A 13,077-nucleotide genomic window follows, 5' to 3' on the forward strand; every position below is an offset into this window, starting at 1 on the left:
TGCTGAACAAGCTCATAAAAATCGGCCTCTAGGTACGGGCCTTTTTTTTCTCCATCGGAAACATAATAAAATTTCATTAAAAATAACTTTAAATTGAGACAAGGGGCTACCTTTATAGTAGCGATTAGCGCTCATTTAGTCAAGCTATACGAACAGTATAAACTCCGCTTATAATGGTATGAGCTCACCCTTATGCGTGCTATAAATAAAGCACTTGCCCGGTATTTGGTAAATACCACCGAGCGCCTCCGCATACAGGTTTATCTGGGGAGCGTAGCGTTGTTTGAGAATATCTGCTGCGGTAGCGCTATCTCCTTCAATAAAATCCGTTTTCCAATCGAGCAAGAGCCATTGCGCTTCCTTTTTGTTAAATGCGAGAAAATCGATAATCCCTTCAATCGCTGTTTTATCATCCTTTTTCCAGAGAAAGGGTACTTCCGTAACCGCCAGCCAAGTCCTGCCTGATAACAGATCCAAAAATCCAGAAGCGAGCAATGTATCGACCTCAATTGCGCCCCGCTCTGGAAGTGGACATAGAGGGAGCTTGCTTTTAAAACAATCAGCCAATTCAGATTTCGAAAGACTCCAAGGGGCGTGCTCCATCATCTCATGCCACCAGTTGCCATAATCTATGCCAACATGAGTTATCAGGCCTTCGTCTTCTCCCTGATAAAAATCCCGCCCGTGGCTTGCAAGGCCACTTGGCGTGTATCGCGAAAAATAGGCCTTTGCGTTTCGCTTTCCTCGAGCAAATGTTGCGCTATCAATAGTCGCAATTTTGCGTATCCAATCTTCGGTTACAGAAGGGGCTTTATCGTCAACATCATCTTCTGGGAGCACTGTTTCGGGCAAGGATTCCCAATATTCACGGTTACCTTTTTCTGGCAATATGGCCAAAAGATCAGCAAAACTGTTATCGGATTTTTTAAAAAGGTTCTCGTCATCAATCAGGATTAATTTTTCGCGAGGGCGCGTCATAGCAACATAAAGCAGACGCTCATACTCAGCGTGCTTTTTATTTTTTTCAAAATCCTTATCCTCTTCTGTTATCTGAGAATTGTCTAAAACAAAAACAGCATCCCCTCTCCTTTCGATAATTCTTGGATACTCCGGACGAGGCTCTCGAATAGCGCGAAAAAGACATGGCAAAACTACCACTTTCCATTCTAGCCCCTTTGCCTTGTGGCATGAATAAAGTTGAATGTGATCCGGCAACGGAACGACCTCTCCTGACACTTGGTTATACTTTCTCTTTAATATTTCAACCCAATCATGCAGAGATAGCCCTTGTTCTTCTGCGGCAGAAGCATTTAGCAACAGATCATTAACCATATTCTCTTGCAAAACATAGCCCGGCAAGCAGTTTACACGCGCGCGCAAATCCGTTTTATTAACCCAGTACTCTGCCAAAGCACGCAGGGAAAGCCCCCTTGCTGCTCCCGAGATGTTATTCAAATCATTTAAAATAGCCTCAACAGGACCCTCCCCCTCGCTTTTATCGGTAATCTGCAACGAGCAACCTGAGCAAACATAAGTGGCTATATCATGATCCGAAATGCCATATATTTCCCGTAACACGCCAGCGAGCTCAAAAGAGTCATCCGGCTTATCCGCTATCAACATTAAAGCCGTAAACCAAGCATAAGCAGGATTATCCCCGAGTATGTCATTCTTGGAATGTATTTGGCATTTTAATCCCTGTTCTTGCAATGCCTTTGCAAAAGGAATCAACCACCTATTGCGAGGAGAAAGAATCGAAACGAACTTCCAATCATCTATTCCAAGACCTATTTTTCCTTCCTTTGATAACAGCTGGGCCACCTCTTTTGCCTCCCATTCTATAGCATGGTCATCTTTCTCAAATTCATTTTCAACGGAAAGTGGTATTTTAATCACTTGGCCTGCCCCTGCCCAAGGCCGTGGCTCTAGCACTGAGAATTCGATTTGACCGGCCCTAATGGAGCTATTTAATATATTAGGGAAAATGCGGTTGGCGTGGCTGACAATCTGCCGATCGCAGCGCATTGTAACTGAAAACTTAAGCGCAGTGGATACCCCACTTGTTGTCATTTGATTGTGAATACGAATATAGGTCGGCAAATCAGCGCGTGAACTATAAATAGATTGCTGAGGATCCCCTACCATACAAAAGCGCCCGTTGTCTTCCGCAGCTATGCCACCACGATCAAAGCCGGCAATTTTCAAAAAAATGTCAAACTGCGCCGCATCCGTATCCTGCGCTTCATCTAATATGACGATTGATTCGGCTGCTTGAACTTTCGCAAGTAAATTATCATCTGCCAATATACGCGTAGCCAGCTGGATCATATCATCATACTTAAGCACTCCCTTTCTTAAGCGAAAGCGCTGGTAATCTTCAGCTATCTTTTGCAGAACAATGCTTCCCACTTCAGAAACCCATTGCTTTAGTGGAGAAAAAACCGCCTTCCACGCTTCTTGAAAATCCTTTCCCCCATAATCGTAATCAGGCATACCTAAACCCGTAATATGTTGTTCGTAGTCCCTCAACCATTCCTCCAGAAGACGCTTCCCCTCTTCTACTTTGGCTTTGTTTCTTGCAGTAGGCTCGAAGTTTAATAATTCATTAAAATTAATTTGTGGAAACGCGGGATAATTATCCCCTTTTCTTGAGGCACAAGAATAGCTTTTAGCGTATTTTAATAAATGCGATAATGATGCGAATCTCAAAAATAAGCTTTTTACATCATCTGGCAAAAAATCAACAATTCGATCCTTCTGGCGAATGTAGGAAAGCCAAAGCTCTTCATCATCCTCCAACAAGTCTAGCTTGCCAGGTATCCCTAAATATGATCCGTATTTATTTATTAGATACAGGCAATAACTGTGAATCGTCCCAAAAAACGCTTGGTTAAAATGAGAGATGATATTCCCAGATGCTTTTTTGACAATTTCCTGACGCGCCCTTAACTGCATTTCATCAGCTGCTTTTTTGGTATACGTAACCACTACGAGCCTGGGCAAACGCACCGCATCCTTTAGTGCTATGGCGACAATCCGGTTGACAATAGACGTTGTCTTACCTACGCCTGCCGGCGCGATTACGGAAAAATTACGATCAATTGAATTGCAAAATTCATCTCGTGCGGGCTGGTCAGCTAATTGAACTGGATTTTTCGTTGTTCCCATAACTTTTACTCCACAAGCAAAGGATTAGTAAGCGCCCATTTTTTCTCTAGTATTTCCGAGTCAACAAATAAGCTAGCGATGGGGTAATCTCCTGTGTAAGAAAAGTTGGATCGCTTATCGCCCCGATCTCCAAAGATTCCGGTTATTGAAAGATTCTCTAGCCCCTTAAAAAAAGCCGCTTCGTCTAAAAACACTTCTAGTTTTTGAGTTTCCAACGTTGCATTATTCTTTTTCGCCAAGCATAAAGAAACATCCCTAAAGCCAAGCTGCCGAATGGCTAGCCCATATAAAACAAGTTGAAGAGCATTTCCCTTCTTAAGGTTCTTGGCAGTAAAGGGATCCATATTGCCTGTCTTAAAATCGACCACTGAAACGCTGTTTTCGCTACGACTACTCTCTTTCAAATCAAACGGCTTAGCCGATGCTAATAAATCGATACGCCCGTGAAGCTGTATATCATAAAATCGCTTATCATTACAGTTTTCCGGAATATCGTATTCACTTATAAGATACGAACAACACCCTTCTTCAGCCCCTAAAACGGCAACAAAATGAGCAACGATTCTTTTTGAGGCATTCCAGCGCTCTGCCCATATATCGGGTAAACTTCTCCCAGAAGAGCGATAGGCTTGCGTAACACGCCCGCGCACTACCTCTGCTTTCTCGCAGGCCAATTTCAGCCAAAGTTCCGCGTCGGGTCTTTTTTGTGAAAAGGCTTTTAAGCTTATCCAATCATGCACCCAGAGCCCCTCCACCATAGACGAGATATCTTTTTCCGAATCCAGGTTGTTTCGCTTCAACTTAAGCACATGTCGATACCACGCCGATGCCGGATACTTTAAAACGTCTTCCCAGGCCTTACAGGAAAGTCTAACAAGAGCCCCAGGGGGTGTTTTAAAAGCAAAGGAAAATTCATCGAACGGTCGCTCTTCGTCTCTTCTTTTTGCGTATGCGATCCGAGTATTATCCAGAGACAGCAAAGCTGCCTGGTCCTTTTTATCATTAATAATTGAATACAGGTTACTCGCACCTGCTTCCTGTATTGCTCTAAAAACTTCAGGGCCGGGAACTTTTCCTGAAAATGCTGATACAATTTGAAGCAACAGTTCACTTGGTACGCATTCACCTCCGCCGTCTGCTTGATTTTTAATAGAAAACGTCAATGCTAATTTTTGAGTAACATTGCGAATTAATCGGTAAAACGTGCGTTGCAAATACGTGCACCTTTCTCTGCCAGACATCATCCACCTATGACCTTCTTTTAGACAAAGATCGCCTTCGCCATGCAGCCCTTGTTTTAGAGCCTTTTGATTATATTCATAAATACAAGCTTCGCTTAACAGGGAAGCATCCTTCACTTCTCCTGGCCAATCTTCTTGCCGCATACCGACTAAAATAAGATGAGACCATTTCTGGCTAACCGCTTCATTCGCAGTCAACAAATGCACCTTAGCAAATATTTGTTGGCCGGTAACGTTACTGGTTCGTTTTGGCGGCATAATGATACCCTTCAACCAGTTTTGGAAATAGCCGCGCTGTACCGGTTTTAGAATTGCTTTCGTTAATAAATCCGATCTTTCCTGGAGGATTGCTACCTTATTCTCCCAGCTGATTTTTTCACAAAATGCGGATGCCACCTTCACAAAAACATCCCAAGACGCTATTTTGGGCCACAATGGCCAGTCTTCCAAAAATTGAGTACACTCTTCTGAACGCGAACATTTCAGCATATAAGCGCGCAGCACTTCAAAATCATCTGTCAATACCTCTCGAAACGCTTGAGAAAAGCCCTTCCTTAGCTTTGATATTGTCTCCTTTTTTTCAGGATAATACCTATAAAGTGATTCCAAAAAATGATCCCATTGCTTTAGAAACGGCTCGTCTTGAAAAGCACACCAAGCGGAAAAAATCATTTCCGGCATTTCTCCGGAATCATTGTATCCTAAATGGTTAAAATGCGGTATAGATTGGCCTTCAAGGCTCGCGGCAATCTCACGCGCAATCACTAATTTTTCACGCGCCACAATGATCCCCACTCGATCGCACGTTGGGTCCGCCAAAAAAGCCAAAGTTTTACCAAGCACGAAACAGGCTTCTTTGTCCGGGGAATCTGAAACATAAATATCCGGCAAAACGCATGCGTTGCCCTCTGGAACAACCCTGTCAGGAAACGCTGCTTTATGAGCTAAGTTTAAATAAGGCCTCAATGGAGGCTTATCCCCCAATAAAACTTCCGCGAAGGATCCAAAAGCATTCTCCCAACTTCCCTTCCAGACGGCTGCCACATCAACGACATCGCCTGTACTCTCAAAACAAATACAAGTATTTTGGGCATGCAAAACGGCAATTCTAGCTATAGTATATGCATCCCAATGCCTCCAGGAAAAGCCCCAAAGAAGAAAGCGATCGAAAGAGATATCCACTTGCTGTTTCTCCGAAATCACCTGATCTACAGCCTGCACGGTAGATACTCCCGCTGCATCAATTTTAGTTTGAAAACGTTCCAACAGCAGCCGAATCTCTTCTTCCGGATACGATGCAACCGGCCAACCGGCTTTAGTCCATTGGTCATAAACCTGAACTACTTCATCTGGCTGCATTTGGGTCGCAGCAGCAAAGGGTGTATGCGCTAACTCTTCGGCAGCCGTGCGCATCAACAGATGGAGATCCTCGCGAAGCGCCATAGGAGAATTTAACGAATAAATAGCTCGTAAGTACTTACGTATGCGCCCAGGCGTACAGAATTCGACTCCAATAGCAGGTATATTTGCCTTTAATAGCTCGTTCTTAATGAAGACTGTAGCAGAAGTACTTGGCGAAAGAAAAATATTTTTCTGGTGTGGCGATTTCAAACAATCTAAAAACCAAGGGGCAATAATGCGTTCCCAGGCTTGATCAAACCAAGCGTATTCCCACAAATCCACATTGGGCGATTTTGCATCCATAGTCTCAATCGCCCATAAACCTTACTCGGAACATACTTTATTCCAATAAAACTGCACCTCAATTTCTATATCCGGGTGCAAGCTTTGGTGCACAGGGCATTTTTTAGCCGCGGCCTCGAGGCGTCTCTGGTTATCTTCTGAAACATCGTGCGGAATATGTATCGCCATCGTAATTTTCCCGATACGGCGCAGGCCTCCTTGAGCCATTACTTTTTCGGAATCAATTTTCGTGCCCGAAATATCCAGCTTTAAAATATTAGCCTGAATACCCATTAAGGTAGCATAACACGTGGCTAGTGCTGTTACACAAAGGTCGGTTGGGCTAAAAAACTCCCCCTTGCCATGATTGTCGACAGGAGCATCTGTCATGATCTTCGTCCCGGAGTCGACATGCTCTACCTCGCAGCGCAAATCCCCCCTATACTCAACTGCTATTTTAGTCATACCTACCACTACACAAAATCTATTCAATAAAGGCAAACCCCTAAATTCGGGATTGCTTGCATTTTCTGGCATAATCAAGCTATATAATAATTAAAGCCCCCATGATCACCCAAGAGGATTACAAACGTCAAAAAAAACTTGAAATTGATTGCCTCAGCAGTTTTACCGGAAAGCCATATTCGCTAAACACCTTTTCGCCAGATGAAGTATTTGCAGTCAAAGAGGAGATCAAAATAGAATTACAAAAACAAGCAATCGATACCTTGCTCCCTTGGGGGGAAACAAATTGTTCGCCTTTCCTGGATTTTGAATTCCATGATCACCACTTCAGATATACCTATCAACGGGAAGATTTGCATGCGGAGCCCCAAACTCTCTTTTCCAAAACCTACAATTTCCCACTACCAAAAGAAGTTGATACAGCGGGGTTTTACACCAATTGCGGCATGTCTGCCATTTCAGGAACCTTATTCACGATCGCTAGCATTTTCCCAAACACATATCACCTCTACTGCGATGAGGATACCTATTTCGAAACACGGTTATTAATCAAACACCACATCCCCTCCCTTCTTCAAGCGGGATCAAACGGTACAGGCCCTTACCTGTATATTGTAGACACATCTGCTGTACCCGATATTGATTCATGGACTCCAAAGATAGAGGCTTCGAAAAACGGTGATCTCTCAATTGTTATAATAGACACTACTTGCTACCCATTACAGTCTCATAAAATACAAAATTTCGTAGAAATCGCATTACAAAAAAATGTTCTCGTAGTCCTCGTGCGAAGCCATGAGAAACTGGATTTTATGGCCATGGAATATAGCCGCCTCGGTTCTGCCAATTTTATATACAATAACACACTGCCAGACCCCACAAAGCGCAAAATATCAACACTCATTGAGGGGTTCAAGCAAACCATGGCTCTTTTGGGGCTCAACTTCAGCCTTACAAGCATTCCTCCCTTTTTGACCAACAAGGAATTTCACGAAATAAACGCTACGCGCATACAACGTTCTGCTCAAAACAACCTGGAAATAGCAATAAAGCTTAATGCAGAGATAACCGGCAAGACGCCCTTTTCAGTAAAGCGATCAGCGCACAATCTCTTTTTTTGCATCAATTTTAACAACTTTTTCTCGGATAAAAAACTGTTCGCGCTCGAAGATAATCTCGTCAAAATATTGAGCAAAAACAACATCCCAACAAGAGAAGTTGCTAGCTTTGCTTTTGATTTTATAGCCATTATCGATTTTGCGCTTCCCAATGAAGACAAACTGCTGCGTTTTTCCATACCCGATTTCCCATCGGAGAACATAGCTAAATGCGTGTCCATTATAGCTTCAGCCGTAATTGAGGCTTCACGCGACCCCAATTCGCCGCTTCTGGTCAAGCATAAATAACTCGTTTTGGCGCTCATCAATTTTCTTTGCGCTTTTCATATGCTTTTGCTAGCTTATAAAACCGCTAATAAAAATTGATTATGTCTGACGAAAAACATTCCCATACCCGCAAAATACATATTACCCAAATCACACCTCAGGGAATGAATTCCCTTTCCTTTTCAGCGGATGAAGCACAGCAATTTGGCTTCTTGAACCCAACGGGGTACGATCTTCTGGCATACTACAAAAGTTTGAAAGATAACTATGCTTGCCCCACGTGCGATCGCACTCGTGTGGAAATCGAAACATTAGGTAAGGTAGGTTGCGCGGATTGCTACGAAACATTTAGCGAAATTTTAAATCCCTTCATCACAACATCTCACAAGGACACGATACATTGCGGAAAAGTTCCCGCGATTAACGAAAAATGCCAATATTTCTGGAAAAACAAGGTCGTACAGCTCAAAAGCGCTCTTGGCGAAGCCATCAAATCTGAACGTTTTGAAGATGCGGCTGAATTCCGTGATCTCATCACTCAAATAGAATCCACTTTATGAAATTATCTTTTAAGAAAAACTGGTTAATTGCCTACATTACCTTCATCATCCTATTTTTGTGGCTGATCAGTGGTTGCTTTTCCTCCAGGGAAACCCAATTCGACATAAATGGTCCCGAAAAACATCTTTTACTCAAGGTTCAAACAAAGAAAATGCGCGCCGAAAGCGTTGACAGGGAAATCGTTGTGAGCGCTAAAACAGAACCGGCCCGCCGCGTGAGCTTAAAAGCTGAAATCACCGGAAAAATTGTGGCCACGGGCGCACACCGCGGTGCTATTGTTAAAAAGGGCGAGTTAATTGCGAAAATTGACGAACGCAATCTGCCCCAGCGACTAGCAGAGGCAGAAGCTTTGCTTCATCAACGAGAACTAGAATACGTTGCCTCAAAGAGTTTGTTTGAGAGTAACTTTCAGGCAGAAACTAAACTGGCAGAATCAAAAACATTACTCGAGCAAGCCAAGGCGAATACCGAAGCACTCAAAATAGATCTTCGCAATTCAAACGTTCTCGCCCCCTTTGACGGGCTTCTTGATAACCGCTTTGTTGAAATTGGAGACTTTTTGTCCGTGGGCGATCCTATCGCAGAAATCATTGAAATTAACCCCTTTATCGTTGTCGCACAAATCACAGAGTATGACGTTTCGCGCATTCAAAAGGGTATGACGGGCTATGTAACCCTTGCTTCCGGAGAAAAATTTGAAGGCGAAATTCGCTACATCGCCCCAAGCTCGAACTCAAAAAGCAGGACATTCACGGTTGAGCTGCTTGTCCTAAATGGCAACCCCCATCTTCCTGTTGGAGAAACTGCTGAGCTTCGTTTACCCGTAGGAAAAGTGCTTGCTTACGCTATCTCACCCGGTCATTTAACCTTAAATGAAGAAGGTGATCTTGGAGTAAAAGTTGTTGGCGAAGATCATAAAGTAGTTTTTTATCCAATCGATATAATCAAAACCTCTGAGGATAATATATGGATCGGTGGGATGCCGGAATCAATAGAACTGATCACGATCGGCCAGGGTTTTGCGGCAACAGGCCAAGAAGTCGTCCCCGTTCCTGAAACATCTGAGCCAACACATTCCGCTTCAGTACTCAACATATAATGGATCGTTTACTTGAAATTATTTTAGGCCGTTCCAGGACCATCCTATCCCTGCTCGCCTTCTTATTAGTTGTTGGGTTATACGCCTACATGGCAATGCCTACGGAGTCTAACCCAGATATTCCGATTCCGATTATATACGTTTCCATGACGCATGAAGGCATTTCCCCCGAAGATGCCGAACGGTTACTCATACGCCCTATGGAAAAGGAGCTTCGCTCTATTGCCGGGGTAAAGGAAATGACGGCTACGGCAAACCAAGGTCAAGCCTCTGTTGTCCTCGAATTCGAGGCCGGTTTTGACAAAGCTAAGGCTTTGCAGGATGTTCGTGAACGCGTAGATATCGCTAAGCCTGACCTCCCGAGCGAAACAGACGAACCCACTGTCAACGAAGTGAATTTCTCTTTGTTTCCTGTGCTGGTTGTTTCTTTATCAGGGGATGTACCCGAGCGCACTTTGCTTAATTTAGCCAAAAAATTACGTGATGCCATCGAAACAATCCCCGAAATTCTAGAAGTAGATATTGCAGGGGAACGAGAAGAAGCACTTGAAATCATTATAGATCCAGCCTCCTTCGAAATGTACGACCTCAAGTTCGAAGAGCTTAACCCGCTTTTTCAAAGCAACAATAAACTCGTTGCCGCAGGAAACCTGGATGTTGGGGCAGGCCGCATCCCTATAAAAGTTCCTGGTCTTTTCGAAACAGCCGAAGATATTTTCAATGTTCCTATCAAGGTGGTTGGGGATAACGTCATACGCCTGCGGGATATAGCTACTCTGCGCAAAAGCTATAAGGATCGTACCGGTTTCGCACGCTCCTGGGGCAAACCTGCTATCGCCCTGGAAATCAAAAAAAGAGCCGGGGAAAACGCAATTCAAACGATCGAAAAAATTCGAGAAATGGTTGCGCAAGAATCTCAATATTGGCCCGAAGGCATTGCCATTGATTTCTTCCAAGACCAGTCCAAGGACATCCGTAACATGCTCGCTAGTCTACAGAACAACCTCATCAGCGCAATTGTCTTAGTAATGGTTGTAGTGGTTGCCGCTCTTGGTTTAAGGTCTTCTATCCTCGTTGGCATATCCATTCCAGGATCTTTTCTCACGGGCATTTTCGTCCTCTATTTGATGGGCGTAACCATCAATATTGTCGTCCTCTTTAGCTTAATTCTCGCAGTAGGGATGCTCGTAGACGGCGCAATCGTGGTAACAGAATACGCGGACCGAAAAATGATTGAAGGCGTTCACCGCGCAAAGGCTTATTTATTAGCCTCCCAGCGTATGGCTCTTCCTATTATTGCCTCCACGGCAACGACTTTAGCAGCTTTTATGCCCCTTCTTTTCTGGCCGGGCGTAGTGGGTGAGTTCATGAAATACTTGCCAATGACGCTTATTTGTACGTTGTCGGCATCCCTCCTTATGGCGCTTATTTTTGTACCCGCGCTTGGAGCCCTAATCGGCAAACCGGGTGAAGGAAATGAAGAAGTCCTCCGTCACCTTGCTGCTGCAGAAAAAGGAAACCTGGATGAACTGCATGCGTTTACCGGTCTTTATATTCGCACGCTCAAAAAATTACTAAAGCACCCAGGTCGCGTCTTTTTAGTGGCTGTCGCCATTCTCCTCGCCACTTATGCTGTGAGCATCATCTTCGGCAAAGGAGTAGAATTCTTTCCAAAGGTAGAGCCAGATCGCGCCGCTTTCCAGATGCGCGTTCGGGGCAACTTATCCATCTATGAAATAGATAGTCTCTTAAAAGAAGTCGAAAATCGTATTATTGATATGGATGAGTTTTCGACTTTATATTCCAAAAGTGATCAAACCCTACAGGGCGAGGATATGCCAGAAGATGCCCATGGCGTGATTTATATCGAATTTAAGGATTGGCGCGTGCGCAGAAAAGCGGATGTTATTTTAGCAGAGGTTCAACAACGCCTAAACGATGTTCCCGGCATCATCGTTGAACTCAGCACGGAGGAAGCCGGCCCTCCTGTTGGCAAGCCAATTAATATCCAACTTTCTTCCCGTTATCCAGAGCTTCTTGAGCCGGCAATCGCTAAAATATATGATAAACTGGCAAGCATGCCGGAGCTTAAGGACGTGGAGGATTCTCGCCCCGTTCCCGGCTTTGAATGGCGTATCGATGTGGATCGTGCCGAAGCCAGCCGCTATGGCGCCAATATTCAACTCGTAGGCGATATGGTGCAATTTGTTACCAATGGCCTTAAAATCGGGGCGTATCGACCGCTTGATTCTGATGACGAAGTGGACATTCTTGCACGTTATCCCGTAAGCTACCGAAGCTTGGATCAAATTGCGCGCATGCGTGTTCCCACTGCCAGTGGCTCTGTTCCGCTCAGTAATTTCATTACGTATAAAGCTGCGCCAAAAGTCAACGCGATCAAACGCTCAGATGGCAAAAGAGTCCTAAACGTACGCGCGGATGTGCAACACGGCGTACTGGCAGATGACATGACACAAAAATTGAAAACCTGGATCACTAAACAAGCTGATCTCGATCCCAGTATTGATGTAAAATTCAAAGGTCAAGATGAAGAACAGCGGGAATCCTCGGAATTCCTAAATAGAGCCTTCATAGTAGCGCTAGCGGTGATGGCCATCATTCTGATAACGCAATTTAACAGCTTCTACGATGCTCTTTTAATTTTGACCGCTGTTATCTTCTCAACTGTAGGTGTCTTCCTCGGCCTCCTCATTACAGGACAACCGTTTGGCATCGTTATGAATGGCATTGGAGTAATCGCCCTTGCTGGAATTGTTGTTAATAACAATATTGTGCTCATAGATACCTATATACGTATCCGGCATGATGAAGGGCTTTCTGCCGTAGAGGCAGTTTTAAGAACGTGCGCGCAACGCCTGCGCCCTGTCATGCTGACCACCATTACGACCATATTGGGCCTTATTCCCATGGTACTTGGTATTGATATTGATTTCATTCAACGAGGTATCGACATCGGCAGTCCTTCCACCCAGTGGTGGACTCAACTCTCCACATCTGTCGCCTTCGGCCTAGCCTTTGCTACCGTACTGACATTGGTGCTGACACCCGCATTGCTCGTTTTGGGAGATCGTACGGCTACCTACTGGAAAGCGAAGTTTCAAAAATAATTTCAAGGAAAAGAGATTGCACAAAAGGTCGGTTTTCGCTTCAATAACGCTGTTACCAAACAAATGAGGCTAAAATACAGTCATGTCTTTCATCCTGGATATTATACTTTACCTAATTTTTGCATCTGTCATCGCATTTACTGCCTTTACAGGCGCAACCCTTATTCTTTTACCCAGAAGAAAACTGCTTGTCTATTATCAGGATTTTGCCCTGCGTAAATCCAAGCGCTCCCTTAAGGATGAAGATTTTAAAGGATTTTATAAAAAACTGACATTGGCCAAACCAATCGGAATGCTCCTCATCCTGCTAAGCGCCATGTTCTCCTTCTTTATTCTTTCTTAAGGAA

General features: G+C 44.1%; 8 protein-coding genes. 5 read left to right on the plus strand and 3 right to left on the minus strand.

The window, feature by feature from the left end; genetic code table 11:
* Positions 1–168: 168 nt before the first annotated feature.
* The 3 genes from AUJ82_02500 to AUJ82_02510 are packed head-to-tail and all read right to left on the minus strand — an operon-like array spanning position 169 to position 6,557.
* Complete coding sequence (locus AUJ82_02500; GenBank protein OIO60312.1) at positions 169–3,168, minus strand: hypothetical protein; 3,000 nt, start codon at positions 3,166–3,168, stop codon at positions 169–171.
* A gap of 5 nt (positions 3,169–3,173) precedes the next feature.
* Positions 3,174–6,113, minus strand: coding sequence for a hypothetical protein (locus AUJ82_02505; GenBank protein OIO60313.1), 2,940 nt, complete (start codon positions 6,111–6,113; stop codon positions 3,174–3,176).
* Between the two features lie 21 nt (positions 6,114–6,134).
* Positions 6,135–6,557 carry an osmotically inducible protein OsmC gene (locus tag AUJ82_02510; protein OIO60314.1) on the minus strand — a complete coding sequence of 141 codons (423 nt, stop codon included), beginning with the start codon at positions 6,555–6,557 and terminating at the stop codon, positions 6,135–6,137.
* A 101-nt stretch (positions 6,558–6,658) separates the two neighbouring features.
* On the opposite strand from AUJ82_02510, the gene AUJ82_02515 reads away from it, so the two are divergent.
* The 5 genes from AUJ82_02515 (at position 6,659) to AUJ82_02535 (ending at position 13,073) form a co-directional block, all read left to right on the plus strand.
* Positions 6,659–7,963 (plus strand): hypothetical protein, encoded by a 1,305-nt coding sequence (locus AUJ82_02515; protein OIO60315.1) that lies wholly within the window; start codon positions 6,659–6,661, stop codon positions 7,961–7,963.
* An 80-nt stretch (positions 7,964–8,043) separates the two neighbouring features.
* Positions 8,044–8,502: a hypothetical protein gene (locus AUJ82_02520; GenBank protein OIO60316.1), complete on the plus strand. Its 459-nt coding sequence runs from the start codon at positions 8,044–8,046 to the stop codon at positions 8,500–8,502.
* Positions 8,499–9,602 (plus strand): hypothetical protein, encoded by a 1,104-nt coding sequence (locus tag AUJ82_02525; GenBank protein OIO60317.1) that lies wholly within the window; start codon positions 8,499–8,501, stop codon positions 9,600–9,602. The genes AUJ82_02520 and AUJ82_02525 overlap by 4 nt, the downstream gene beginning before the upstream one ends.
* Positions 9,602–12,730 carry an MFS transporter gene (locus AUJ82_02530; protein ID OIO60318.1) on the plus strand — a complete coding sequence of 1,043 codons (3,129 nt, stop codon included), beginning with the start codon at positions 9,602–9,604 and terminating at the stop codon, positions 12,728–12,730. Before AUJ82_02525 ends, AUJ82_02530 begins: the two co-directional genes overlap by 1 nt.
* 82 nt (positions 12,731–12,812) lie before the next feature.
* Positions 12,813–13,073, plus strand: a complete 261-nt coding sequence (locus AUJ82_02535) for a hypothetical protein (GenBank protein ID OIO60319.1) — start codon at positions 12,813–12,815, stop codon at positions 13,071–13,073.
* Positions 13,074–13,077 lie beyond the last annotated feature (4 nt).

This window comes from Verrucomicrobia bacterium CG1_02_43_26 (assembly GCA_001872735.1).
GTDB lineage: Bacteria > Verrucomicrobiota > Verrucomicrobiia > Opitutales > CG1-02-43-26 > CG1-02-43-26.